Here is a 24119-nt window from a genome sequence, read left to right on the forward strand (position 1 = left end):
TCACCTAGTCCATTCGCGCATCGGGACCGGCTGCTCGACGACGTGGCGACGCCGGACCGGCACGCCGGTCATCGGGTTCTCCACACCCCACGCGGCGCCCTTGCAGATGAACTCCTTGTAGACGGCGGCCACGCGGCCGCTCAGCGTCGCGTTGATCGCGCGGTCGTCGCTCGTGACGTACTGGATCAGGCCGTTCTTGCGCCCCAGCGAGATGCACTGGTTGAAGTAGGCCAGCGGCGCGTGCGGCAGCTTGCGCGCTGTCAACCGGGCCGCGATCGAGTCGGCGGCCTGCCACGCCATCGGCTGACCCGACGCGCACGACATCCGCAGCGGCTTGTTCTTCGAGCCCATCGCGTACGCCGCGTCGCCGATCGCGTAGACGTCCGGGTGCGAAACCGACCGCATGGTCTCGTCGACCACGATCCGCCCGGTGTCGCTGACCTCCAGCGTGGTCTCCCGCACGATCGGGTGGACGGCGAACCCGGCCGTCCAGACCGTGACCGCCGCGGGGATCGACGTACCGTCGCCGGTCGTGACGTGATCCGCGTCGACGCCTGCGACCGCCGTGTTCTCGTGCACGGTGATGCCGAGCTTGTCGGCGACCTTGCGCAGGTGCCGGCGGCCCTTGGGCGACAGCCAGTCTCCGAGCTCGCCGCGGACCACCAGCGAGACGTCGAGGTCCGGCCGCGACTCGGCCAGTTCGGTCACGAACTCCACGCCGGTGAGGCCGCCGCCGACAACGGTCACAGTCTGGCCGGCGGTCAGCGACGCCAGGCGCTCGCGCAGCTCGAGCGCGCCGGGCCGGCTGGCGATCCGGTACGCGTGCTCGGCGGCACCCGGGACGCCCTGCGAGTTCCAGCCGCTGCCGAGCGCGTAGACGAGCGTGTCGTACTCCAGTTCGCCGGAGTCGAGGGCGACGGTCTTGCGCTCGACGTCCACGCCGGTGACCTTCGCGATCTTCAGGTCGACGCCGGTCCCGGCGTACACCTGCTCCAGCGGGCGCGGCTTCAGGTCCCGGCCGGTGGCCAGCTCGTGCATGCGGACCCGCTCCACGAAGTCGGTCTCGCCGTTGACGAGGGTGATGCTCACTTCGTCGCGGTACAGCCGCGCGGCGAGGCGGCCGGCCGCGACGGCTCCGGAGTACCCGGCGCCGAGGACGACGATGCGGTGCTTCATATCCGTACTCCTGTCTGATGTGGTGTCAGCCCTTGAACCGGGCAGCGCGCGGTTTCATGACAGGTACGGACTGTGAAGCACGTCACAAGATGGTGGTCAGCGGCTCCCCGTGCTCGGAGGCGGCGAACAGCTCGGTCGCGCGCGCCAGCTTGTCCGGGTTCGCCTGGGTGCGGACCGCGGTGACTCCGTCGGCGGTGACCTCGAGGCACATCACGCCGATGACCTCGCCGTTCACGACCACCACCAGGGCGGGTTCGCTGTTGACCGCCCAGGCGTACACCTCCGCCGCACCGCCGACGTACAGCCGCTTCGCGTCGGTCGGCTTGAACATGCCGCGCAGGAAGCGCGCGACCGCGAGGCCGCCCTCGACCGCGGTGGTCCGGGCCGCGACCTTCCCGCCGCCGTCGCCGACCGAGATCGCGTCGGCGGTCAGCAGCCGCACGATCGAATCGGTCCGGCCGCTGGTGGCGGCGGCGAGGAACTCGTCCACGATCCGCCGCGCCACGGCCTCGTCGACGTGGGTCCGGGCGCGACCGTCCGCGAGGTGCTGCTTGGCCCGGCGGAAGAGCTGCTGACTGGACGACTCGCTGATCTCGAGGATCTCGGCGATCTCCCGATGGGCGTAGTCGAACGCCTCCCGCAGGACGTAGACCGCCCGCTCGTTCGGGGACAGCCGCTCCATCAGCGTCAGTACGGCGTACGACACCGACTCGCGCTGCTCCGCGGTGTCCGCGGGGCCGAGCATCGGGTCGCCGTCGAGCAGCGGTTCCGGCAGCCACTGACCGACGTACGTCTCGCGCCGCGCGCGGGCGGAGGCGAGCTGGTTGAGGCAGAGGTTCGTGAGCACTTTCGTCAGCCAGGCCTCGGGGACCTCGATCCGGGTGAGGTCCGCGGCCTGCCAGCGCAGGAACGTCTCCTGGACGGCGTCCTCCGCCTCACTGGCCGAGCCGAGCATCCGGTACGCGATCGCCTCGAGCCGACCCCTGAACCGCTCGAAACGAGACACGTCCTCCGCGGTCATGGCCATGCTGCATCCTAGTTGGCGTGCAGAGTTCGCTGCCGCTGACGATCGACCGGACGTCCGGGCTGCCGTTGCACCTGCAGCTCGCGGAGCAGTTCCGGGCTGCGGTGCTGGACGGCCGGCTGCAGGCGGGCCACCGGCTGCCGTCGACCCGTGACCTGGCGCGGGAGCTCGCCGTTTCGCGATCGGTGACGCAGGCGGCGTACGACCAGCTGCACGCGGAAGGCTGGATCGAGGGCCGCACCGGCGCCGGTACGTACGTCACCGACGTCGTCCCGCTGCAACCCGCCGTACGACGTCGCATCGAGCACCGGCCCGACGCCGACACGGAGCTGCTGACGCTGCGCCCTGGCATCCCGTACATCGCCCCGGCCCCGGACCCGGGCTGGCGGCGCGCGTGGCGTGAGGTGTCCACCCAGTCGCCGCCGCGCGGGTACGACGACGCGGCCGGGCTGCCCGCGCTCCGCGCCGCACTCGCGGACCACGTCGGCCGCGTTCGCGGGATCGCCTGCGGCCCCGAGAACGTCCTGGTCACCAACGGCACCGTCCACGGCCTCCGGCTGCTGCTCACGGTCACGCGCGCGGCCGGCGACCGGATCGCGATCGAGGACCCCGGGTACCTGAACGCGGTCGTCGCCGCCCGCGACCACCAGCTCGACATCGTCGACGTCGGGGTGGACCAGGACGGCCTGCTGGTCGGGGAACTGACCGACGACCTCGCCGCCGTCTACGTCACGCCTTCCCACCAGTACCCGCTCGGCGGGCGGCTGCCGGTTGCCCGCCGCAACGAGTTGGTCCGGTGGGCGCGCCGGACCGGCAGCCTGCTGATCGAGGACGACTACGACAGCGAGTTCCGGTACGACGTCGCGCCGCTGCCCGCGCTCGCCCAGCTCGACCTCGAGCGGGTCGTCCACCTCGGGACGCTGTCGAAGACGCTCAGCCCCGCGCTCCGCCTCGGCTGGCTGGTGGCGTCCGAGGCGATGGTGGAGCGGCTCGCCACGTTCCGGGCCGACTCCGGCGACTGGCCGGGCTGGCCGATGCAGGCGGCCCTGCTCGCCATGCTCCGCGACGGGTACCTCGACCAGGCCGTACGCCGCGGGCGCCGGCTGTACGCGGACCGGCGTACCCACACCTGCGCGGTGCTCTCGCCGTACGGCCGGATCGTCGGCCAAGACGCGGGCCTGCACATCACGTTGCTGCTGCCCGACGGCGAGGACGATCTGCGGATCGCCCGCGCGGCCCGCGAGGCGGGTGTCGTGGTCGCGCCGCTGTCCGAGTACCGCCGGAGCGTGGCAGGACCGCCAGGGCTGGTGATCGGGTACGCGACGCCGTCGACGTCCGATCTGCACAAGGCCCTGACGATCCTGACCGAGGTGCTCAGTCGCCGTTGAGCGGGTCGATCGACGGAATGCCACCCCACCGGAAGTGCACCGGATCGTTGCTGACCGTGGAAACGGCCAGATGGTTGATCACCGTCGCCGTGCCGTTCGCGCGACCGACGGCATACGTGTGCGCGGTGCTGGTGTCCTTGTCGATGCCGACCAGGAGCGTCCCGTAGTTGCCGCACTTGCTCGCCAGCAACTTCTCGAACCCTTGCCAGGTCCTCGTCCGCACCGGCTTCACGATCGGCTTCATCGGCGCCGAGACCGGGATGCGGATCGTGTAGAGCGCACCGCCGCGGGTGTTCGCGAGGAACGTGTCGTACGTCGGGGTCTTGCTGATCAGCGCCATCGACTTCACGGCGGCGAACCCGGGCGCGGATCCGGTGGCCTTCCAGGTCCAGGCGATGACTCCCCAGCGGAACAGCGTGCCGTCGCTGCGCAGTCCGTACCCCGTGGTGCGGGTGGTGAACTCGGAGACCTCGACCGCGGTGAAGTTCGACCAGCCGCCGCCGACCCGCCGCATCTCGTTCGGCTGGTCGGTGCGGATCTCGTTCATGGTGTCGATGGAGTACTCGCGGTAGTACAACGAGTCGCCTGCCACCACCCAGCCGTGGTTGGTGGCGCCCCAGTTGTCGTGGGCGTCACTCGTGAACGACGTACTCAGCCGGACCCTGCCCGGATCGAAGACGTCGAAGATCGGGCCGGGCAGCCCGACAGTGCGCGGCGGATAGCCGACGGTGATGCCCCCGTTGTTCTGCGCACCGCTGGCGAGCACAGACCCAGGCTGGAGCGAACAGGGCGCCGACGCCTCGTGGGCGGCGGCCGGTGTCGTGACGGCGGCGGCGATCAACGCCGCCACACTCAGGGTGGAGAACAGCCGTCTCATGTCAGTCTCCGTTCAGCGGGTCGAGGTAGAAGACGACGCCCCAGCGGAAGTAGACCTGCTCGGGGAAGCTGCCGTTGACCTTGCCGAGGCTGTTGATCACGGTCGAGGTTCCGTTCGCGTGCCCGACGGCGTACAGGTAGCCGGACTTGGTGTCCTTGTCGATGCCGAGCAGCAGCGTGCCGTAGTTGCCGCACTTGTCCGCGATCAGCGTCTCGAAACCCTGCCAGGTGCCGGCCCGCACTTTGGTGACAATCGGCTTCATCGGCGACGTGATCGGGATCCGGATCGTGTACAGCGCCCCGCCGCGGGTGTTCGCCAGGAACGTGTCGTACGTCGGCGTCTTGCTGATCAGCGCCATCGACTTCACCGCCCCGAACCCGGCGTACGACCCGGCGCCGCGCCAGCCGTTGCTCCAGCGGAACAGCGTGCCGTCGCTGCGCAGCCCGTACGCCATGAAGTGCGAGGTCTTGCCCTGCTCGAAGTGCGAGACCTCGAAGGCCGTGAAGTTCGACCAGCCACCCCCGATCCGCTTGGTCACGTCGATCCCGACGTTGAAGTTGTACGACCGGTAGTACAGCGAATCGCCCTGCACCACATACCCGGTGCGATCGGTCCCGGCCACGTTCGGCTCGGCCTCGAACGTACTGCTCAACCGCACCTGCCCGGCCGGAAACGGCGCCGGCCCGTCATCCGATCCCGGCTTCGTCATCGAAGGCGGCGACCCCGCCGTCACCGTGAACCCGACCTGCTCACCGGCAGCGGTGACCGCCCCGGGATTCATCCGGCACGCCTCACTCACCGTCCGGGTGGCAGCGTGCGCGCTCGGCGTAAGGGCGGCGGCGCCCAGCGCCGCCGCCCCGAGTAGTGCGCTGACTCTGGCTCGACGCTTCAAGGTTCCTCCCGGTCTCAGAGCTCCTGCTCACCTTGATGCGCGTCCCGGGTGGAAGGTTATGTCAATCGCCGTTCATCGGGTTGTTTCGTAGTGGTGGTTGGACGATCGGGGTGTCACCGTTCCAGGTGAGGTGGGAGAGCCACATGGTGCGGCCCTTCGGGTCGGTTCCTACCTGGGTCGGGTCCCAGGCGTGGTAGACGAACCAGTCGCCGAGGACCATGTTGTGGCCGGGGCCGGCGGCGTCGGGGGAGGTGGACAGGATGGGGGCTCCGGACTTCACGCAGGGGCCGGTCGGGGACTCGCAGAGTGCGTGGCCGACGGCGTACGACGCCTTGTCGAACGCGTTGCCGGAGTAGAACAGGTGAAACTTGCCTTCGCGTTCGACCATGTACGGCGCCTCGACCAAGTTGCCCTCCCACGGCAGGTCCTGCTTGATCAGCCGATGCACCGGGCCGGTCAGCGTGAGGCCGTCGGCGGACAACTCGGACACGTAGATCCAGGTGTCGGCACCGATCGCGTTGCCGTCGTTCTTCCAATACAGCCAGCGCCGGCCGGTCGAGTCCTGGAACGGCGACGCGTCGATCGAGCCGCCCTCGGCATCCTGACTGATGAACGGCTTCATCGATTTGTCGACATATGGACCTGTGGGGGTGGACGCCACCGCGACGCCGACCGCCTGCCGGTCGGCGGCGACGTCGCGGGACGTGTAGTACATGACGTACCGGTCGGGCGCGTGCACGGCGACCTCCGGCGCCCACACCCGTCCGGGCGCCGTCCAATCCGGCAACGACGGCAGCGCGTCACCGACGGTCTCCCACGACACCAGGTCACGCGAGGTCAGCGTCTGCACGTTGCCCAGCGGCCCGTTGGTCGCGAAGGCGTAGTAGTCGTTGCCGACCGCAATGATCTGCGGATCGGCGAAGCTGCCGTCGTACACCGGATTGGAGAATCCCATTTATCTGCTCTCGTAGAACTTCAGGTAGTCGAACGTGGCGACCGGCGGCGGGTTCGCGCCGGTGAACTCGCCGTGGGCGTAGAGGCCGATCTTCGCCGCCGACGGCAGCACCCAGGACGCGCCCCAGGTCCAGTTCTTCCCGTCCACCGAGGTACCGGCGCGGTACACGTGCTCCCCGGCAGCGTTGCGGTGGTACGCGAGCCGCATCCACAACGTCGGCGCCGAACGCCCGATCGCGGCCGCGCCGTACGACGTGGCGCCGTCCGACGGCCGGGCCACGAGTTCACGCCCGTACTCCGTCTGCCGGGTCTTCCAGATCGCCACGTTGCCGAGGCGGGCGAAATCACTGTCGTTCAGATACGCGATCATCCCGGCCTGCTGGTAGTTGCGGACGTCGCCCGCGCCGGTGTCGAGGTGCAGCTTGGTCTCCGCGATCCAACTGTCGCCGGCGGGGACCGTGTGGAACAGGAGTCCGGCGTTGTTCGACGAGCCGGTCATGTCGGCGTTCTCCAGCGGCCACGACAGCTTGCCGTCGGCAACGGTCGCCTTGGCGTCCGGCCGCACCCACGACCAGTCGGCACCGAGCGGCGCGTTGAAGTCGTCCGCACTCAGAAGGTCCCCGGTCCGCGGTACGTCGGCCATCCGCGTCACCGGCTTCGCCACCGGCCGCACGGTCAGGTTGTCGACCTCCGCCGACCCCAACCACCGCACCGGCGCAGAACCCAGCCGCAGACCCGGCACGGTCAACTGCGCCTCGCCGTACACATCTCCCAGACCGGCGTCATTCAGGCGTGCCGTCACGGTCGATCCGGACACCTGGGCGGACAGCTTGTTCCACTGGGTGCGATCGAAGTCCGCCGGCAGGTTCACGGACGTCGTCCGCCGGCCGGCCGTCACTGTCAGACGGTTGTTCGCGACAGTCGCCACCACCTGATTGCCAAGCACTGTGCTGAAGGAGGTGCCCAGGCGAACGTCCGCCTCCACCCGGAGGTCGCCGGCCGGTGCCGACTGCCGGGTTTGGGCCGCGCCGTTGATGGACGCAGTCGGCCCACCCAGTGCGTCGCCGGGTTGTTCGGTGGCGCCTTGGAGAGCAGCGGCGGGATCCGTCGAGTCGATGCCGAGCGACGAGCCGGTGGTCGGCGCGGGCACCGGGCCTTCGGACGGGCCGAGGCCGGCGCGCGTGCGAGGCCATCCGTCGACCCAGTCGATCCTGTCGATCAACATCGGGCGGCGGTTGATCCCGAACGGATTCGTCAGCCACGGCGTCCCGCGGTCGATCGCGTGGTAGACGATGTGGTCCTGACCGGCCGCGTCGGTGATGAACGCGTGGTGGCCCGGGCCGATCCACTTGTTGCCGTTCTGCGTGATGACCGTCGTCCCGCCGACGCGGGAGTCGGTCAGCGCGGCGCCGTCGGCGTCGACGAACGGGCCACGCGGCGAGCGCGAGCGGCCGGCGAAGACGGAGTACCCGGTGGTCGGGCCGGCGCAGCAGTTCATCGACGAGCCCATGAAGTAGTACCAGCCGTCGCGGTAGACGACGTACGAGCCCTCGTAGCGGTCGCCGATCGTGACCTGGGTCGGTTCACCAACCGCTTGCATGCCGTCGGCGCTCAACTCGGTGACGGAGATGCCGCCGTAGAAGCCGCCGTAGTACAGGTATCGCTTGCCGTCCGCAGCGGTCAGCATCGCCGGATCGATGGTGCCGTAGAAGCCGCCGTTGCCGTCCGGCTTCGGCGTGACGACCGGGCCGTCGGTCGCGGTCCACGGGCCGGCCGGCGTCGGGGCGGTCGCGACGCCGATGGCCGGGTCGCCGCCGGCGTTGGCGTTCGTGTCGGTGACGGTGAAGTACATGACGTAGTGGCCGTCGAAGTACCGGATGTCGGGGGCCCAGAAGAACGATCCGGGCGCTGCCCAGGCCGGCTTGGTCTGGTCGCTGAACACCGTGCCGAGGTACTCCCAGGAGCTGAAGTCCTTGGTCCGGGCCATGTGCATCAGGCCGAACGGGCCGTTCGCCACCAACGGGTCGGAGGTGGCGTACGCGTACCAGTAGCCGTCGCGGCCCTGGATGATCGACGGGTCGGCGAAGGTGTCGGCAAAACTGGAGCTGATCGCGTTGGTCGTGGTCACCCCAGACGGCACCAGAGGCGCGGCCGTCGCGGCCGAGGTACCGGCTGCGACGGCAACCACAGCCAGGGCTGCGGCGAGTAGTCGTTTCGAAGGCACGGGCGGGTCCCCTCTCGAATCAACTGCTGAGCAGGATCACGTGCCACGATGCGGGCGGCAACGTGGCACGGCAGATACCGTCGACGACCTCGGTGGCGTCGACGGCCCGGGGCTGAACCCGGTCCGGATCGTCCGCGGTGTTCACCGCGGAACGGTCCTCGTCGTACAGGGCCAGGTGCCGGACCGCATGTCCGGCCACCGGGATCTCCAGATCGATCTTGTCGGTCTCGCTCCGGTTCACCACGAAGATCGCGGTCTCCCCGGTGTCCTCGTCGTACGTCGCGGTGCTCCACAGCGCCGGGACCCGGCCGAAGGCGGCCGTGTCGATCTCGGGACCGCCGCTCACCGCGGTCCGCAGCACGGTCGGACCGGCGTACCGCGCGGTCAGCGCGAACGGGTGGAAGATCGTCTGCCGCCACGCACGGCCGCCGGGCTCGGTGCGGATCGGGCCGATCACGTTCACCAGTTGCGCGAGGCAAGCGATCTTCACCCGGTCGGCGTGCCGGAGCAGCGTGATCAGCAGACTGCCGACGACGACCGCGTCGTCGACGGTGTAGGTGTCCTCGATCAGCGGGCCGGCCTCGCGGATCGGCAGCCCGAGCTCGCCGGGGAAGTGCTGCTGGTACCAGACGTTCCACTCGTCGAAGGACAGCGTCAGCTCCTTGTCGCTGCGCCGCAGTGCCTTCACGTGGTCGGCGGTGGCGATCACCGACGAGATCATCCGGTCCATCTCCTCGGCGGCGGCGAGGAAGCTCGCCTGGTCGCCGTCGCGCGGCTCGTAGTACGCGTGCAGGCTGATGTGGTCGACCAGGTCGTAGGTGCGTTCGAGGACGACGCGCTCCCACTCGCCGAACGTCGGCATCCCGGCGTTGCTCGATCCGCAGGCGACCAGCTCGAGGCCCGGGTCGACGCGGCGCATCGCGTTCGCGGTCTCCTCGGCGAGCCGCGCGTACTCCTCGGCGGTCTTGTGGCCGATCTGCCAGGGGCCGTCCATCTCGTTGCCCAGGCACCAGATCCGGATGTCGTGCGGCTCCGGGTTGCCGTTCGCGACCCGGCGGTCGCCGAGCGCGGTGCCGGCCGGCAGGTTGCAGTACTGCAGCAGGTCGACCGCCTCGCGGATGCCGCGGGTGCCGAGGTTGACCGCCCAGATCGGCTGGACGCCGGCCCGGCGCGACCAGGCGACGAACTCGTCGGTGCCGAACTGGTTCGGCTCGATCGCCCGCCAGGCCAGGTCGAGCCGCCGCGGCCGCTCGTCCTTCGGGCCGACGCCGTCCTCCCAGTCGTAGTTCGAGACGAAGTTGCCGCCGGGGTAGCGGATCGCGGTCACGCCGAGCTCCCGGACCAGCTCGAGCACGTCCTGCCGGAACCCGTCCGCGTCGGCGGCGGGATGCCCCGGTTCGTAGATCCCGGTGTAGACACAGCGGCCCATGTGCTCCACGAACGAGCCGAAGACACGCCGGTCCAGCGCGCCGACCACGAACGCCGGGTCCACCACTAGCCGCGTCACAAGACCTCCACAGGGCCGTTTACAACGTTTAACGTGGATGTCTACAACGATTGACAATCGGTGTAAAGGGTTCGGCGGTGGCACACTCGGGCGACAAGTCGGTTACAGGAGGTTCTCCGATGGCGACCAGGCTGAGTGACGTGGCCGCGCGGGCCGGGGTTTCGGTCAAGACCGTCTCGAACGTGATCAACGACTACCCGCACATCACCGCCCGCACCCGGGCCAAGGTCGAGGCCGCGATCGCCGCCCTGAACTACACGCCGAACGTCAGCGCCCGCTCGCTGCGCAAGGGCCGCTCGGACTTCATCGCGCTGGCGATCCCGGAGATGGGATCGCCGTACTTCGCCGAGCTCGGCGCGGAGATCAGCCGGGCCGCGAAACGGCGCGGGATCACCGTGCTGATCGACCAGACCGAGGGCGAGGCCGCCGCCGAGCAGTTCGTGCTGGACGGGATGCGCGGCCAGCTGATCGACGGCATCATCTTCTCCCCGCTCGCCACCGCCCCGGCCAAGCTCAGCTCGGCGGACACCGGGAAGCCGCTCGTGCTGCTCGGCGAACGACCGGCCGGCGGCCAGTTCGACCGGGTCGCGGTCGACTCCGTGCAGGCGTCGTACGACGCGACCACGCACCTGGTCTCCCTGGGACGGCGCCGGATCGCGGCGATCGGCGTCGGCGGGACCGGCACCGGCGCGGTCCGGCGGAAGGGGTACCGCAAGGCGCTCAAAGCGGCCGGGATGCCGCACGACCCGGCGCTCGAGCTCGCCGCGGCCGGCTACCACCGGCTCGACGGCGCCACGTCGATGCGTGAACTGCTCGCGCTGCCGGAGCCGCCGGACGCGGTGTTCTGCTTCAACGACCTGCTCGCCCTGGGCGCCCTGCGGACACTGGCCGACGCGGGCCTGCGGGTGCCCGAGGACGTTGCCGTGGTGGGCTTCGACGACATCGAGGACGGCCGGTACCACTCGCCGACGCTGACCACGATCTCGCCGGACAAGGAGTGGCTGGCCGACAGCGCCGTCAGCTTGCTCCTCGACCGCATCGCCGGCAAGACCGACTCGACGCACCGCGACCTCAGCGTCCCGTACACGCTGGAGGTCCGCGAGTCCACGGGCGGTTAGCGCTCCGGGAAGCCGGCGAGCTGCTTGGCCAGGCCGTTCTGGGTCTTGCTGACCCGGCCGATCAGGCCGAGGACGGCGTTGCGCACCGGGCGGATCGCGTGCGGGACGTTCGCGAGGCGGGTCAGGCGGTGCGCCAGCCCGATCACCCGGACCGCCTCCTCGCGGCTGTTCTCGGCGTACGCGTCCAGGCCGGCCTCGGCACCGTTCAGCGCCTGCGACAGCGCGTCGGCGAGCGTCACCGCGTCACGCAGCCCGAGGTTCATCCCCTGGCCGCCGGCCGGGCTGTGCGTGTGCGCCGCGTCGCCGGCCAGCAGCACCCGGCCCGCCCGGTACGAATCCGCGACCCGCTCGTGGATCCGGAACCGCGAGCCCCACACCACCTCGGTGACCTCGGGGTGCGACTTCCGCGGGCCGCGGTCGGCCAGCAGTCGCTGGGCGTACGCGAGGTCCGGGTGCTCCGGCGCGTCGGGCACCTCGGCCACGAGCCGGAAGCTCCCGTCCGGCAGCGGCGCCACCACGAGCAGCCCGGCGGAGGCGAAGTACAGCGCGACCTCGTCGACCGGCAGGCCGCTGTCGACGCGCACGTCGACCAGGCTGCAGGAGATCTGCAGGGTGTTGCCGGGCATCCGCAGGCCGGCGAGCTCGCGGATCGTGCTGTTCATGCCGTCGGCCGCGACGACGTACCGAGCCGTGATCACGTCGCCGTTGTCGAGCGTGACCTCGGCGCCGTCGGCGGTCTGGGCCAGGCCGGTCGCGGCATACGGACGGAGCACTGCGCCGCCGAGCTCCTCCAGCCGCTCGAGCAGGACCTGCTCGGTGACCGGCTGCGGGATCATCGTGACGAACGGGTACTCGGTCGGCAGGTCCGCGAACCCGACCGGGACCAGCAGGCGGTCGTCGGCGCGGATCGCGAAGTGCTGCAACTCCAGGCCGAGATCGACGAGCCGCTTGGTCACCCCGAGCTGCTCCAGGACCTCCAGCGTCCGCGGGTGGATCACGCAGGCCCGCGAGGTGTTCGCACCCTCGGCCTGCTGGTCGACCACCACCACGTCGTGTCCGTGCAGCCGGAGACCGACCGCCACCGCGAGCCCGACCGGACCCGCACCCACCACCACGACCTCTGCCTGCTGCGGAGTCATCGTCCCTCCTCATTTATCAACGCTTGTTGACTTTTACGCTAGAACTCTCGGCTCGAAAAGTCAACACGTGTTGGCATATGCTGCGGGCATGACGGAGAAGAAGTCCGACCGGACCCGCGCGGCGATCCTCGCGGCGGCCCGCGAACGGTTCGCCCAGGACGGGTACGAGCGGGCGACGATCCGGGCGATCGCGGCGGACGCGGCGATCGACCCGGCGATGGTCATGCGGTACTACGGCAACAAGGAGAAGCTGTTCGCGGCGGCGGCGGAGTTCGACATCCGGCTGCCGGACTTCGACGGCGTACCGCTGGAGTCGCTCGGGCAGGTGCTGGTGCGGCACTTCCTGGAGCGATGGGAGGCGGACGACTCACTGCGCGTCCTGCTGCGGACCGCGGTCACCAACGAGGTCGCGGTCGAGCGCATGCGCGGGATCTTCGCCGCCCAGCTCGCACCCACACTGCGGGTGCAGGCGGTCGACCAGCCCGAGGTCCGGGCAGGTCTGGTCGCGAGCCAGGTGCTCGGCTTCGCGCTGTGCCGCTACATCCTCGGCTTCCCGCCGATCGCGAAGATGCCCGACGACGAGGTGGTCGCCTGGCTCGGGCCGACGCTGGCCCGCTACCTGACCGCGCCGGATCCCAGCCAGGCGTGAACCGCGGGCAGGGTCTCGGCCAGGGACGGCAGCTGCGGGTGCCACTTCAGCTCCCACTCGAGTGAGAGCGGGTAGTCCGTACCGTCGAGCACAGTCATCAGCTCGCCGATCGGGAAGTCGCCGGCGTCGATGGCGACCGGACGGTAGTCCTGCCCCGAATCGGCCTGCTTGAACTGGACGACCTGGAGCCACGGCCGCAGCAGCGCGAACGACTCGGCGAGGGTCTCGCCGTGCGACCAGGTGTGCGAGCTGTCCCAGAGCGCCTTGACGTTGTGGCCCGGGACATCGGCGTCGAGCAGCGCACAGAACGCGGCGACCTGACGGGCCGTCGAGTGCGAGTCGTGCGTCTCCAGCAGGATCGGTACGTCGCGCGGCGCGGCCGTGACGCGATCGAGCGCGCGGATCTCGCCGGCGCTCGGGCCCTCCACCGTACCGTCGCCTGTCTGGTCGTCTGTCTGGTCACCCGGGAACACCCGGACGCCGAGCGCGCCGAGATCGGCGGCCAGCTCGAGGTGCGCCTCCAGCGGCTGGTCCTCCACCGCGCACAGCTTCACGTAGCTGCTGATCGCGAAGATCTCCAGGCCCGCGTCCTCGATCCGGGTCCGCAGCTCCCGCCGCTCGGCCGCGGACAGCCCGGTGTGCGTGAACTCGTCCGGCGCGGCCCGCAGCTCCAGACCCGTGAACTTGTTGTCCCGGGCAAGTGCCAGGACGTCGTCGAGTGGAGCTCCGGGACAACCGAGGGTGGCGAAACCTAGACGCATACCGCTATCAGATCAGACGCCCCAGCGACCACGGCGACCGTGTGTCCGAGGACCGGTCGGCTGGTCGGAGTCAGCAGGCTGCTGCTGCTCGTACTGGTACGGCGACTGCTGCTGGTACTCGGTCTGCTCCGGCTCGTGCTGCGACGGGTACGACTCGGTCGCGTAGTTCGGGCTGTAGGTCTCGTACGTCTCGGTGCTGTTGTACTCGCTGCTGTAGCTGTCGTACTCGTAGCCGTTCGAGTTGTTCGAGCTGTACGACGACGAGTAGTCCGGCGTGTACGACGAGCCGTAGTCGGTGTAGTCGTTGTTCGACGAGTACGTCGGCTCCGGACCGTACGACGGCACCGGCGGGAGCGGCTTCGACGGGGTCAGGAAGTCGTCCTGCTCCTGGTGGCTCGGGGCCGGCGCGGGCTCGTAGTACCCGGACGAGGCGGACACGTGGGACGACGGCTGGGCGTGCTCGGACTGGCCGTAGACGTTGTGGTCCGGGTACGCCGAGTAGGTCTCGGCAGGCGCCGCGTGCGTCGTGTTGTCCGGGACCGCCGGCTGGATCGCCGACGGGCTGTCGACCGCGACCCGAGCGGCCCGGCGGCCGGCGCGCGCAACAGGCGCGGGCTCAGGCTCGGGTGCGGTCTGCGCCTCCGCGGGGGAGGCCGTCGAGGTGAGGTAGTCGGACTCGTAGGAGTACGGCTCGGAGTAGCGCGCCGCCCACGGCTCCTCGGCGGGCTGCGGAGCCGGCTCCGGCTGGTACGCGTAGGGGTCCGGCTGGACGACCGTCATCGGGGCGGCCTCGTCGCGCCAGCTGCCCGTCGTACCGAGCACGTCCGCGGTGACCGAGCTGCGGTAGTCCTCCCAGCTCTGCTGCGGCGCCTCGTACGTCGTCTCCTCGACCGGCTTCTCGTCCCGCCACGACTCGATCGGGCTGAACTGCTCGGTCGCCGGACCGGCGTCGTCGTCGCGCCAGTTCTCCACGACCGGGGCGAACGGGCTCCACTTCGGGCCCTCGTCGAGCTGCGGGTTACCGGCGAACGCGGCCGGTGCGGCCGCGCCGTCACCCGGGAAGTTCTGCGGCGCGAACGGGCTCTGCGCGGGCGCCTGCTCGGCGGCCGGCGCGTACGGAGCGGGAGCCTGCGGCGCGGGAGCGTACGGCGCGGGGGTCTGTGGGGCGGGAGCGTACGGCGCGGGGGTCTGTGGGGCGGGGGCCGGAGCGAAACCAGTCGGCGCGAACGGCGTCGGGGCCTGGGCGGCCGGGGCGAACGGGCCGGCCGCCTCGGGAGCACCGGCCATCTGCAGCTGCGGCTCGCGGACCAGGCCCAGCGCCGGGCCGGACGCGATCGGCTCGGAGATCGCCGGCTGCTCGTCGGTGTCGTCGTTCGCGTACGACGGGACGGCGGCGGACTCGTACGCCGGGACCGCGCTCAGCTTCGGGCCCTGGTCCCACCACGGCACCCACTTGCGGGTGGTCTGCATGTGGTTGATCTTGCGGATCACCATCGTCGCGGCGATCGCGGACACGACCGTCAGCACGAGCGACGCCGTACCGGCCAGGGCGATCCCGCGCAGCGATCCGACGGTGGCTTCCATCCACATCAGGAACCGGCGGACCACGACGTCGAACGCGAGAGCGCCGATCCAGGCGACCCACCACACGGAGGTGAGGGTCGGGGTCCTGAACCGGCGCAGGTCGTCGCTGTACACAGGGGTCTTCGGATCGCTGGCGAGCCACACGTCGTCGACGATCTGTTTCGGGTACCAGAGGTTCGGGCCGGGGCAGAACCAGCTCGCCAGCACCCAGCCGTGGCTGCGGCGGTGGTCGGCCTGGCAGAACACCTCGGAGTTGACCCGGGCCCGCCACAACCAGATCACGAAGACCACCGCGGCCGCGACCGAGACGACCACGTTCGGGATCGCGGTGACCTTGGCGATCGCGTCGGCGCGGTTCAGGTCCGCATCGTCGACGTTCGGCATCCCGCCGAGATAGCGGTGCACCACGGAATACGTGTTCCAGTCGGACCAGGTGGACAACAGGTGGGTGACCGTCGAGGCCCCGAGCAGTCCGATGGCGATCTTCCCGACCGTCCCGACCTGCTGGAACTCCTCAGCCGCGTGCGGCTGCCATTCTTCCTGATCCTCGACAGCAGTCATCAATGCCTGCGGGTGGCTCACGTCTCGCGTCCCTCGCGTTGCTGGAACTCCGTCGTCTGTCCGGCTTGTCTGCCTGGCCCTGCCCCCGCGTGACCGAGCCACATTGATACCACGAAGTAGGTATGCCAGGGCAGTCGGCCCCAGCACGGAGGGTGTCGACTTAACGTGTTCTTTTCGTACGCCCATCACCATTGGTAACGAGGCACCGGACGGGGCGTGACGGTTTGGTTTACCGCGCAGGGGGTTGGAAGCCACTGTGCGGTGTCCCGACCGCCCACCACGGCACCCAGGGACGCTGGGTCTGCAGCTCGTCGATCCGCTGGACCAGGATCACCGCGAAGACGGCCGCGGCGGTGGTGAACAGCGCCGAGACGGAGGACAGTATGACGTTCGTCTGCAGGTCTCCCAGCTGCGACGCGCCGACGAGGACGCCTCTTTGCACGATGTTTCCGGTGACCAGGCCGACCACCCAGGTCAGCCACCAGGCCCACACCAGCCGGGTGCCCGGGATGTCCTTGAGTGCCGGCGTCAACGGGTCGGTGCGCGGATCGCTGGCCGCCATGACGTCGTCGACGACCTGTTTGGGGTACCAGAGGTTCACCACCGGGACGAGCCAGCAGCCGAGCACCCAGCCTCGGGTGAAGCGGTGCTCGCCGCGGCAGAACATCTCCGCGTTCCAGCGGACCCGCCAGAGCCAGACGATGAACACCACGGCCGCCGCGAGCAGCGCCAGCGCGGCCACGATCCCGAGCGAGCCGGAGATCAGGTCCGCCTCGGCCAGTTTGCCCGGCCGGTCGGCGTACAGCTTGCGGGTCCGATACAGGTTCCAGTCCGACCACGCGGTCGACCACGTGGTGACGGTGACGAGTCCGATCAGGATCGAGGCACCCATACCCATCGCCCGCTCGGAACTGAACCACCGGTCCAGCGGTACTTGCGACGCCCGGCTCGGCATGGATCAGACATAGCACAACAGGGCGTGACCGGGCGAGAACATCCGGTTGCGGCCGGTCCGTGGCGCATTCCTGCCAGAAAATGTCGGTCCGGGTAGGGAGGATGGTCCTATGGACTGGTCCGTGATCGACTCGCCGATCGGCGACCTCACGCTCGCGGTCGACGAGACCGGGCTCTGCCGGCTGCACTTCGGGGCCACCGACCGGCCGCTCGGCACCGACCCGCTGCTGACCGAGGCCGCCGAGCAACTGAAGGCGTACTTCGCCGGTGAGCTCCAGGAGTTCACCCTGCCGCTGTCGGTGCGCGGCGGCTCCGACTTCGAGCGCGCCGTCTGGAAACAGCTCACCCGGATCCCGTACGGCGAGATGCAGACCTACGGCGACGTCGCGAAGATCGTCGGCGACATCGGTGCCGCCCGCGCCGTCGGCACGGCGTGCAACCGCAACCCGATCGCGATCGTCGTGCCCTGCCACCGGGTGGTCGGCGCCGGCGGGAAGATGGTCGGCTTCGGCGGCGGCATCCCGACCAAGCGGCACCTGCTCGAGCTCGAGGCCCGGGTCACCCTCGAGACGCTGTGGAACTAACGAAGATCTGACACCCGGGCGGGTCGTCTCGGAGCGCGCCTGACATTGCGGGGCACTAACGTTTGAAGCGAGTGATTCAGTGCCATCCGTCAGGCGTCCTCCCACCTGCCTTGGAAGACATACAAATGAACAAAGCCCGCACCACTGACCACCTCCACCCCGACCTCAGTGCCCTGATGAACAAGAGCGCCGAGGAATGGTCGGCCCCGGAGATCCAGGACGCCGCGCGCGCGGCGCTCCGGATGCACGCCCCTGACCGGGAGCCGTTGACCTGGACCAAGCGGCTCAAGGTCGTCCCCTGGCTGCACCGCAACGACGCGGTCTGCCTGAGCTGCGGCGGCACCTACCCGTGCATCACGCACCGGTACGCGACCCAGCTGCTCTCCGCCGGCCGTTACACGATCGCGAAGTCCGGCGACCCGGAACCCGAGGCCAACTGACGTCGTTCGCGCAAGGCGACGTCCGGACAGACGAAGGTCCCGAACCCCACCTGGGGTTCGGGACCTTCGCCGTTGCGGTGGTGTCAGGAGTCGCTGGGCTTGGACTCGCTGGAGCCCGTCGACTTCCTGGTCGTGGCCTTCTTCGCCACGCCGTTCGAAGCAGCCTTCACGTCGTCCTTGGCCTCGTCGGCCTTGGCCTCCGCCTTCGGGGCCTCGGCCTTGGAGGCGTCGGCCTTGGCTGCCTCTGTCTTGGCTGCCTCCGCCTTGGCGGCGTCGGTCGTGGCGGCGTCGGTCGTGGCGGCGTCCGGCTTGGCCTCGGAGGCCGGCTTCGCGTCCGTCTGGCCGTTGGACGACGTCGTGGTGTCGGTCGGGCGCGACGCCGTCCCGGCCGGGGCCGAGCTGTAGTCGCGACCGCTGGTCGGCGTGGACTGCCAGGCCGGCTCCGGCGGGGTCAGCAGCTTCTTCACCGCTGCCGCGGCCAGTGCGCCGAGGCCCAGGAACAGTGCCACGTTGCGGAGCTTGTGGCTCTTCTTCGGCACGTCGAGCTCACCCTTGAGCGCGGCCTTGGTGGCCTTGCCCCGGCGGGCGGTCTCTTCGACGACCGGCTCGGCGGCGGCTGCCAGGGTCGCCAGCGCGGCGGTCACCTTCGGCAGCAGGTCGTCGTTCAGTCGCTCACGCGCCTTCTCGGCCGCGTGCTCGGTCGCCGGTCCCACCTTGGCGAGCGCGTCGTCGAGCACCGGACCGGCCTTCTCCACCGCCTGGCTGGCGAGGTGCGCGCCCCGCTCGACGGCCTTCTCGGCGTACGGCGACACCTTCTCCCGTGCGGTGCCCACAGCCGGTGCGAGGTGCTCACGGACCTGGCCGACGGCCGGTCCGAGCTTCTCCGACGCCGACTCGGCAAGTGGCCGGACCCGGCCCTTGGCGGTCTCGACCCGGCCCTTGGACTTCCTCAAACCCACGGTTCCCTCCTCGGTGCCACCCGCCCCAGCGGACAGCTCTCCCGCCCATCGGCGACATGGGCTCCATCTGGTTACGGCTCTGGACAAATCCGGCTTCATCTGCATCGTACGACGTCACGAGCCGATAACCCGGTGCCCCCACCGCACTCTCCGTACACATCGTGCCGATCCGGGCGTCCTGCTCCGCCGGTCGATGCGGTTGTTCTTGAACTCACATGACAGGATCGAGGGGTAAGCCGTTGTATTCCGACTAGGAGTGACTCCCGTGGCCGAAGAGCTGTACGCAACCCTGCAGACGAACAAGGGCGACGTCGTCATCAGGTTGTTCCCCAACCACGCGCCGAAGACGGTGAGCAACTTCGTCGGCCTGGCCGAGGGCACCAAGGAGTGGACCGACCCGGAGACCGGCCAGCAGGTCACCCGCCCGTTCTACGACGGCCTCGGCTTCCACCGGGTGATCGACGGGTTCATGATCCAGGGCGGCTGCCCGCTCGGCACCGGCACCGGCACGCCCGGGTACCAGTTCGACGACGAGATCCACCCGGAGCTCCAGTTCGACCGTCCGTACCTGCTCGCAATGGCGAACGCCGGCATCCAGTTCGGCCGCGGCACCAACGGTTCGCAGTTCTTCGTGACCGTGGTCCCGACGCCGCACCTGAACCGCAAGCACACGATCTTCGGCGAGGTCGTCGACGACGAGTCCAAGAAGGTCGTGGACGCGATCGCCACCGCGAAGACGGCACCCGGTGACCGGCCGCTCGAGCCGATCGTCATCAACAAGGTCGTCGTCGAGCGCAAGAACGCCTGAGTTTCCCGCGGGGCCGGCGCACCGTCGGCCCCGCGCTTCCAGGGGAGGGACGCAACCCGCGTGACCGAGACCGTCTGCTACCGGCACCCGGATCGGCCCGCCGGGGTGCGCTGCCAGCGCTGCGACCGGCCGATCTGCCCGGACTGCATGAACAGCGCCGCCGTCGGCTTCCAGTGCCCGAACTGCTTCAACGAGGGCGTCCGCTCGATCCCGCGCACCCGGACGTCACTCGGCGGCATCCAGCGCGCCGGCAACCAGCAGGTCGTCACCTACACGCTGATCGCGCTGAACCTCCTGGTCTTCATCGCCGTCCGCGTCGGCAGCCCGCAACTCCTGGGCGACCTGGTGATGGTCCCGGTCCTGGTCGAGACCGAGCCGTGGCGGATGCTCACCTCCGCCTTCACGCACTGGCAGTTCTTCCACATCTTCGCGAACCTGTTCATGCTCTGGCAGCTCGGCCCGCCGCTGGAGCGGATGCTCGGCCGGCTCCGGTTCACGATCCTGTACCTGCTGTCGGCGATCGGCGGCAGCGTCGCGGTCTGGCTGCTGTCGTCCCCCGGCGGCGCGACGCTCGGTGCCTCCGGCGCGGTCCTCGGCCTGGTCGGCGCCCTCCTGGTGATCAGCCGCGCCCGCGGCCTCGACATCACCTGGATCATCATGTACGTCGCCGTCACCGCGTTCCTGTCCTTCGCCATCCCGAGCGTCTCCTGGGAAGGCCACCTCGGCGGCTTCGTCACCGGTGCCGCGATCGGCTGGATCTTCGTCCGGCTCTCAGATCACAACCACCGCGACAAACAGAACGCCTGAGCTCAGGAGGCGGCCTTGGTGGGCTGCTTGTGCTCGGAGATGCGCTTGGTGTGATCGGCGGCCTGGAGCGCGGTGACCGCGCTGGGCGTCTCCGGGGCGGCAGGCTGCACGACCTGATGCTCGTTGCCGGGGCGGGCCCGTTTGTCCACTGCGCGTGGGCTCATGTGGATGTCCTTACCAGTTGGTCCCCCGTCGGGACGTCACCTGATTAGACGAGTACCGCGCCCGGCCTGTCACCAGGTTTTACCCAACTGAGCACAAGTTGTGGCCTAGGCCAATTAGTTGCACTTTGAACCGCCACCGTCAGCGGAGCAGCAGGCAGCTGTCGCCGAACTCGTGCCAGAGGTAGTTGTGGGCGATCGCGGCGTTGTAGGCGTGCTGGACCTGTTCGGGGCCGGCTACCGACTCCAGGAGGAGTAGGTGTGAGGCTTCGGGGGCGTGCCAGCCGGTGATCAGGCCGTCGACTACGTGCGGCGGGCGGTCCGGGCTCAGGATCAGGTCGGTCCAGCCGTGGGACGGGGTGACGGTGCCGTCGGAGCCGGCGGCGGTCTCGATGGCTCGGACGGCGGTGGTGCCTACCGCGATCACGCGGCCACCGTTCGCCTTGACCCAGTTGACGAGGCGAGCCGTGTGCGCGGGCACGTCGTACCGCTCCGGCTGCGGTGGCTCGTGGCTCTCCAGCGAGGACACGCCGCAGTGCAACACGATCGGCGCGATCAGGACGCCCTCCGACGCCAAGTGACTCACCAGCTCGAAGCTGAACGGACGTGCGGCGCTCGGCATCTCCGCGCTGCCGGGGTCGCGCGCGAAGACGGTCTGGTAGGACGCCACCGGCCACCGCTTGCCGACGTAGTCGTACGTGATCGGCCGCCCGTGCCGCCGCAGATACCCGAGCACATCGTCGACCGGCGGCTTGGCGATCCACAGCCGATTGCCGTGGTACGGCGCCAGCAGCGTCAGCGCGCCTTCGGGCAACTCCACCCGCTCGCCCGCCGTACCGTCGAACATCGGGCGACCGCCGTTGCGCAGTTCGACGACCCAGGTGCCGTCGTCGAGCGACGTCGAGAAGTGCACGGTGTACGGCGTGCCGTCGACGGCGGCCGCCAGGGTGGTCGACGTGTTGACGAGCAGCAGGTCGCCGGGCCGCAGATGGTCGCCGATCCGGTCGAAGCGGGTGTGCGTGACGGTCGACCCCTCCGCGACCAGCAGCTTCACCTGGTCCCGCGACACGCCGCGGGCTTCCGGTGGTTCGCCGGCGTTCAGCGCCTCCGGCAGCACGAATCGGGTGTGCGGGTGCACCTTCACGACGCCACCGCCGGCGCGAACTCGGCCGCTCGGTACCTGCCGCTCGCGGGCCGGCTGTCCAGCAGGTTGAGGAACGCCGGTACGACGGTTGCGGGCTCTGGCCGGTCGGAAATGTCCTCACCGGGGAACGCGGCCTGGTGCATCGCCGTCCGCAGATCGCCCGGATCCACGGCGTACACGGCCAGCGCCGGGTGCTCCGCGGCCAGTACCCGGGTCGCGTGGTCGAGCGCGGCCTTGGCCGAGCCGTAGCCGCCCCAGGTCTCATATGCCTCCACCGCCGCGTCGGAGCTGATGTTGATCAGCACACCGGACGCTGTGGTGAGTGCGGGGAGCAGGGCTTGCGTCAGCGCGATCGGTGCGAGTACGTCGACCTCGTAGACGCGGCGGAGCTCGTCGAGGTCCGCCGAGCCGAGTGCTTGCAGCGGGCTCTGCCCGAGGTAGCTGGCGTTGTTGACGAGCAGATCGAGCCGACCGAGTTCGGCGATCGCGTCCACCAGGTCGGCGCGGTGATCCGGGTCGGTGACGTCGCCGGCGAGCGGTACGACGTCCGTACGGTCGGCCAAGGCGTCGGCGGCGTCCTTGAGCGCTTCGGCGCCGCGGGCGTCGATGACGAGCGCCCAGCCGCGATCGGCGAGCCCGTGCGCAAGGGCGAGCCCGAGCCCGGCGGACGCACCGGTGATGAGAGCAACGGGACGATCGGACGGTTCAGGAGTCATGCCGACACCGTCGTACCTCAAGTCAACTTGAAGTCAAGGGCCGCTCTTCGGGGAGCAGGATTCCTGGGTTCATCACGTTGTGTGGATCGAGCGTGTGCTTGACGGCCTGGAGGGCCTCGATCGCCAGCGGGCCGATCTCTGCCGCGTAGGCGTCGCGATGGTCGGTGCCGACGCCGTGGTGATGGGAGATCGTGCCGCCGGCCGCCGCGATCGCCTGGTTCGCCGCGTGTTTGGCGGTGCGCCACTGCTCGACCGGATCGTCGGCCTGGGCGCAGATCACCGTGAAGTAGAGCGAAGCGCCGGTCTCGTACACGTGGGAGATGTGGCACAGAACCAACGGCGGCGTCGCGCTCAGCGCGCCGGTGACGGCTTCGGTGACGGCCGCCTTCAGGGCTGGGATGCGCGACCAGAACGCGGCTGTTTCGAGGGTCTCGACGAGCGCGCCCTCGTCGAGGAGGGGATCGCGCAAGTACGGCGCGCGGTAGCGGCCGGTCCGCCAGGTCTCGCCCGGTCCCTCGCCGAGGTTCTGCCCGCCGGCCGCGGTCAGCACGTCTGCGGTCGCCTGGTTGTACGGGCCGTCGAAGCCGATGATCGCCAGGACGCCGCCGGATCCGCCACCGAGCACGTCCGGGTCGGCCAGGTTCACCGCCGTTTCGACCTCGTCCGACAGGCGGAGCACGGTCGGCAGCGGGCCGTCCTGCGCGAGTCGCCGGACGGCGGTCAGGCCGGCCTCGAACGAGTCGAAACGCCAGCCCTCGAAGTGCCGCTCGGTGGGCCGCGGGCGGACCCGTACGACGACCGAGGTGATGACCCCGAACGCACCCTCGGAGCCGAGCACGAGCTGGCGCAGGTCGGGGCCGGCCGCGGACATCGGGGCCCGGCCGAGCTCGATCGTGCCGCTCGGGGTGGCGACGGTCAGGCCCACCACCATCTGGTCGAACCGGCCGTATCCGGCGGAGGACTGACCGCTCGAGCGCGTCGCCGCGTACCCGCCGATCGATGCGCCTTCGTACGACTGGGGAAAGTGGCCGAGCGTGTAGCCGCGCTCGGCCAGCAGTGCCTCGGCTGCTGGACCGCGGACGCCCGCTTGGAGCGTGGCTGTTCTCGAGATCTCGTCCAGCTCGAGCAGCTGGTCAAGGCGCTTGAGGTCCACAGTGACGAAGCGGCGAGTGGGTGCGAGCCCGCCCACGACCGAGGTGCCGCCGGCGTACGGGACGACTGCCAAGTCGTGCTCTGCGCAGCCGGTCAGAAGCTCTTGCACTTCGTCGTGTGTGGCGGGGTAGACGACCGCGTCCGGCATGTCGGAGGTGTCGCCGGCGCGGAACCGCAGCAGGTCTGTCGTCGAGTATCCCCGCGTGTGTGCCCAGCGAGAGTCCCAGTCGGACGCCACGTGCTGAGAGCCCACAACAGCCGTCAAGAACCCGAGCTGCGACGCGGACAGCTCACTCTCACCACCGGCCGCTGCGCTGGGTGCTGGGGCGGGGCGGTGGACGCCTAGGTGTTTGAGAGCTTCCCGGGCGGCTGCGGGGAGGTCGACCGGGTGGGCGGGGTCGCCCCAGCGGCCGGGCGTGAGTTGCACCACCGGGAGGTCGGATTCGGTCATCGCTGACTCCCTTTCAGGTGGTGTGGCGAGGTAGCGTCCAGGGGAGGTGGAACCCCCTGGCTCCCACCTCCCCTGGACAGTTCCGGGAT

The 24119-nt window shown here is 69.9% G+C and carries 23 protein-coding genes; 7 read left to right on the plus strand and 16 right to left on the minus strand.

From position 1 onward, the window contains the following. Together AB0I12_RS27455 and AB0I12_RS27460 are read right to left on the minus strand one after the other, a co-directional pair. Complete coding sequence (locus AB0I12_RS27455) at nucleotides 1-1176, minus strand: FAD-dependent oxidoreductase (protein ID WP_359934826.1); 1176 nt, start codon at nucleotides 1174-1176, stop codon at nucleotides 1-3. Between the two features lie 82 nt (nucleotides 1177-1258). Beyond that, nucleotides 1259-2203, minus strand: a complete 945-nt coding sequence (locus AB0I12_RS27460) for an RNA polymerase sigma-70 factor (protein ID WP_359934827.1) — start codon at nucleotides 2201-2203, stop codon at nucleotides 1259-1261. Between the two features lie 17 nt (nucleotides 2204-2220). Here AB0I12_RS27460 and AB0I12_RS27465 point away from each other — a divergent pair, with 17 nt between their 5' ends. Next, complete coding sequence (locus AB0I12_RS27465; protein WP_359934828.1) at nucleotides 2221-3588, plus strand: PLP-dependent aminotransferase family protein; 1368 nt, start codon at nucleotides 2221-2223, stop codon at nucleotides 3586-3588. Here AB0I12_RS27465 and AB0I12_RS27470 read toward each other — a convergent pair. The 5 genes from AB0I12_RS27470 to AB0I12_RS27490 form a co-directional block, all read right to left on the minus strand. Beyond that, on the minus strand, nucleotides 3575-4465 hold the full coding sequence (locus AB0I12_RS27470; RefSeq protein ID WP_359934830.1) for a hypothetical protein: 891 nt from the start codon (nucleotides 4463-4465) through the stop codon (nucleotides 3575-3577). The two genes, AB0I12_RS27465 and AB0I12_RS27470, sit on opposite strands and share 14 nt — an antisense overlap. Before the next feature lies 1 nt (nucleotide 4466). Next, nucleotides 4467-5357, minus strand: a complete 891-nt coding sequence (locus AB0I12_RS27475) for a hypothetical protein (protein ID WP_359934831.1) — start codon at nucleotides 5355-5357, stop codon at nucleotides 4467-4469. Nucleotides 5358-5418: 61 nt separating this feature from the next. After that, nucleotides 5419-6312 carry a glycoside hydrolase family 43 protein gene (locus tag AB0I12_RS27480; RefSeq protein ID WP_359934833.1) on the minus strand — a complete coding sequence of 298 codons (894 nt, stop codon included), beginning with the start codon at nucleotides 6310-6312 and terminating at the stop codon, nucleotides 5419-5421. Further along, a complete protein-coding gene (locus tag AB0I12_RS27485) occupies nucleotides 6313-8439 on the minus strand; it encodes a family 43 glycosylhydrolase (protein ID WP_359934835.1) in 2127 nt (708 codons plus the stop codon). Nucleotides 8440-8554: 115 nt separating this feature from the next. After that, nucleotides 8555-10042, minus strand: a complete 1488-nt coding sequence (locus AB0I12_RS27490) for an alpha-N-arabinofuranosidase (protein ID WP_359934837.1) — start codon at nucleotides 10040-10042, stop codon at nucleotides 8555-8557. Between the two features lie 119 nt (nucleotides 10043-10161). On the opposite strand from AB0I12_RS27490, the gene AB0I12_RS27495 reads away from it, so the two are divergent. After that, the gene (locus tag AB0I12_RS27495) at nucleotides 10162-11160 is read left to right on the plus strand and encodes a LacI family DNA-binding transcriptional regulator (protein ID WP_359934839.1); all 999 of its coding nucleotides are present in this window, start codon (nucleotides 10162-10164) and stop codon (nucleotides 11158-11160) included. On the opposite strand, the gene AB0I12_RS27500 is transcribed toward AB0I12_RS27495, so the two are convergent. Beyond that, nucleotides 11157-12299, minus strand: a complete 1143-nt coding sequence (locus AB0I12_RS27500; RefSeq protein ID WP_359934841.1) for an NAD(P)/FAD-dependent oxidoreductase — start codon at nucleotides 12297-12299, stop codon at nucleotides 11157-11159. The two genes, AB0I12_RS27495 and AB0I12_RS27500, sit on opposite strands and share 4 nt — an antisense overlap. A gap of 88 nt (nucleotides 12300-12387) precedes the next feature. On the opposite strand from AB0I12_RS27500, the gene AB0I12_RS27505 reads away from it, so the two are divergent. After that, entirely contained in the window at nucleotides 12388-12948 is a 561-nt protein-coding gene (locus AB0I12_RS27505; protein ID WP_359934842.1) for a TetR family transcriptional regulator, read from the plus strand. On the opposite strand, the gene AB0I12_RS27510 is transcribed toward AB0I12_RS27505, so the two are convergent. The 3 genes from AB0I12_RS27510 to AB0I12_RS27520 form a co-directional block, all read right to left on the minus strand. Further along, nucleotides 12915-13709 (minus strand): sugar phosphate isomerase/epimerase, encoded by a 795-nt coding sequence (locus AB0I12_RS27510; RefSeq protein ID WP_359934844.1) that lies wholly within the window; start codon nucleotides 13707-13709, stop codon nucleotides 12915-12917. The genes AB0I12_RS27505 and AB0I12_RS27510 overlap by 34 nt on opposite strands. A gap of 12 nt (nucleotides 13710-13721) precedes the next feature. Further along, nucleotides 13722-15854, minus strand: a complete 2133-nt coding sequence (locus AB0I12_RS27515) for a DUF4328 domain-containing protein (protein WP_359934846.1) — start codon at nucleotides 15852-15854, stop codon at nucleotides 13722-13724. Between the two features lie 229 nt (nucleotides 15855-16083). Continuing rightward, nucleotides 16084-16809, minus strand: coding sequence for a DUF4328 domain-containing protein (locus AB0I12_RS27520; protein ID WP_359934848.1), 726 nt, complete (start codon nucleotides 16807-16809; stop codon nucleotides 16084-16086). A gap of 109 nt (nucleotides 16810-16918) precedes the next feature. On the opposite strand from AB0I12_RS27520, the gene AB0I12_RS27525 reads away from it, so the two are divergent. Then, the gene (locus AB0I12_RS27525) at nucleotides 16919-17392 is read left to right on the plus strand and encodes a methylated-DNA--[protein]-cysteine S-methyltransferase (RefSeq protein WP_359934850.1); all 474 of its coding nucleotides are present in this window, start codon (nucleotides 16919-16921) and stop codon (nucleotides 17390-17392) included. Between the two features lie 125 nt (nucleotides 17393-17517). Continuing rightward, entirely contained in the window at nucleotides 17518-17832 is a 315-nt protein-coding gene (locus AB0I12_RS27530) for a hypothetical protein (RefSeq protein WP_359934852.1), read from the plus strand. 83 nt (nucleotides 17833-17915) lie between these two features. Here AB0I12_RS27530 and AB0I12_RS27535 read toward each other — a convergent pair whose 3' ends face one another. Further along, nucleotides 17916-18791, minus strand: a complete 876-nt coding sequence (locus AB0I12_RS27535; protein ID WP_359934854.1) for a hypothetical protein — start codon at nucleotides 18789-18791, stop codon at nucleotides 17916-17918. A gap of 277 nt (nucleotides 18792-19068) precedes the next feature. Here AB0I12_RS27535 and AB0I12_RS27540 point away from each other — a divergent pair, with 277 nt between their 5' ends. Further along, nucleotides 19069-19599, plus strand: a complete 531-nt coding sequence (locus tag AB0I12_RS27540) for a peptidylprolyl isomerase (protein WP_359935050.1) — start codon at nucleotides 19069-19071, stop codon at nucleotides 19597-19599. A 60-nt stretch (nucleotides 19600-19659) separates the two neighbouring features. Beyond that, complete coding sequence (locus AB0I12_RS27545; protein ID WP_359934856.1) at nucleotides 19660-20406, plus strand: rhomboid family intramembrane serine protease; 747 nt, start codon at nucleotides 19660-19662, stop codon at nucleotides 20404-20406. 2 nt (nucleotides 20407-20408) lie between these two features. Here the strand turns inward: AB0I12_RS27545 and AB0I12_RS27550 are convergent, their stop codons facing one another. The 4 genes from AB0I12_RS27550 to AB0I12_RS27565 all read right to left on the minus strand — a co-directional run bounded on the left by AB0I12_RS27550 (nucleotide 20409) and on the right by AB0I12_RS27565 (nucleotide 24030). After that, a complete protein-coding gene (locus tag AB0I12_RS27550) occupies nucleotides 20409-20570 on the minus strand; it encodes a hypothetical protein (RefSeq protein WP_359934858.1) in 162 nt (53 codons plus the stop codon). A gap of 139 nt (nucleotides 20571-20709) precedes the next feature. Next, nucleotides 20710-21711 (minus strand): S-adenosylmethionine:tRNA ribosyltransferase-isomerase, encoded by a 1002-nt coding sequence (locus tag AB0I12_RS27555; RefSeq protein WP_359934860.1) that lies wholly within the window; start codon nucleotides 21709-21711, stop codon nucleotides 20710-20712. Next, entirely contained in the window at nucleotides 21708-22427 is a 720-nt protein-coding gene (locus AB0I12_RS27560) for an SDR family oxidoreductase (RefSeq protein ID WP_359934862.1), read from the minus strand. Before AB0I12_RS27560 ends, AB0I12_RS27555 begins: the two co-directional genes overlap by 4 nt. A 22-nt stretch (nucleotides 22428-22449) precedes the next feature. Next, nucleotides 22450-24030, minus strand: coding sequence for an FAD-binding oxidoreductase (locus tag AB0I12_RS27565; RefSeq protein ID WP_359934864.1), 1581 nt, complete (start codon nucleotides 24028-24030; stop codon nucleotides 22450-22452). Between the last annotated feature and the right edge of the window lie 89 nt (nucleotides 24031-24119).

Origin of the sequence: Kribbella sp. NPDC050459, from assembly GCF_040655315.1 — a bacterium.
GTDB lineage: Bacteria > Actinomycetota > Actinomycetes > Propionibacteriales > Kribbellaceae > Kribbella.

What these genes read in the sequence shown, in the direction of transcription:
- AB0I12_RS27455 (WP_359934826.1), bottom strand. Translation starts at nt 1,176, where the DNA reads ATGAAGCACCGCATCGTCGTCCTCGGCGCCGGGTACTCCGGAGCCGTC.
- AB0I12_RS27460 (WP_359934827.1), bottom strand. Translation starts at nt 2,203, where the DNA reads ATGGCCATGACCGCGGAGGACGTGTCTCGTTTCGAGCGGTTCAGGGGT.
- AB0I12_RS27470 (WP_359934830.1), bottom strand. Translation starts at nt 4,465, where the DNA reads ATGAGACGGCTGTTCTCCACCCTGAGTGTGGCGGCGTTGATCGCCGCC.
- AB0I12_RS27480 (WP_359934833.1), bottom strand. Translation starts at nt 6,312, where the DNA reads ATGGGATTCTCCAATCCGGTGTACGACGGCAGCTTCGCCGATCCGCAG.
- AB0I12_RS27495 (WP_359934839.1), top strand. Translation starts at nt 10,162, where the DNA reads ATGGCGACCAGGCTGAGTGACGTGGCCGCGCGGGCCGGGGTTTCGGTC.
- AB0I12_RS27500 (WP_359934841.1), bottom strand. Translation starts at nt 12,299, where the DNA reads ATGACTCCGCAGCAGGCAGAGGTCGTGGTGGTGGGTGCGGGTCCGGTC.
- AB0I12_RS27505 (WP_359934842.1), top strand. Translation starts at nt 12,388, where the DNA reads ATGACGGAGAAGAAGTCCGACCGGACCCGCGCGGCGATCCTCGCGGCG.
- AB0I12_RS27510 (WP_359934844.1), bottom strand. Translation starts at nt 13,709, where the DNA reads ATGCGTCTAGGTTTCGCCACCCTCGGTTGTCCCGGAGCTCCACTCGAC.
- AB0I12_RS27515 (WP_359934846.1), bottom strand. Translation starts at nt 15,854, where the DNA reads ATGACTGCTGTCGAGGATCAGGAAGAATGGCAGCCGCACGCGGCTGAG.
- AB0I12_RS27520 (WP_359934848.1), bottom strand. Translation starts at nt 16,809, where the DNA reads ATGCCGAGCCGGGCGTCGCAAGTACCGCTGGACCGGTGGTTCAGTTCC.
- AB0I12_RS27525 (WP_359934850.1), top strand. Translation starts at nt 16,919, where the DNA reads ATGGACTGGTCCGTGATCGACTCGCCGATCGGCGACCTCACGCTCGCG.
- AB0I12_RS27530 (WP_359934852.1), top strand. Translation starts at nt 17,518, where the DNA reads ATGAACAAAGCCCGCACCACTGACCACCTCCACCCCGACCTCAGTGCC.
- AB0I12_RS27550 (WP_359934858.1), bottom strand. Translation starts at nt 20,570, where the DNA reads ATGAGCCCACGCGCAGTGGACAAACGGGCCCGCCCCGGCAACGAGCAT.
- AB0I12_RS27560 (WP_359934862.1), bottom strand. Translation starts at nt 22,427, where the DNA reads ATGACTCCTGAACCGTCCGATCGTCCCGTTGCTCTCATCACCGGTGCG.
- AB0I12_RS27565 (WP_359934864.1), bottom strand. Translation starts at nt 24,030, where the DNA reads ATGACCGAATCCGACCTCCCGGTGGTGCAACTCACGCCCGGCCGCTGG.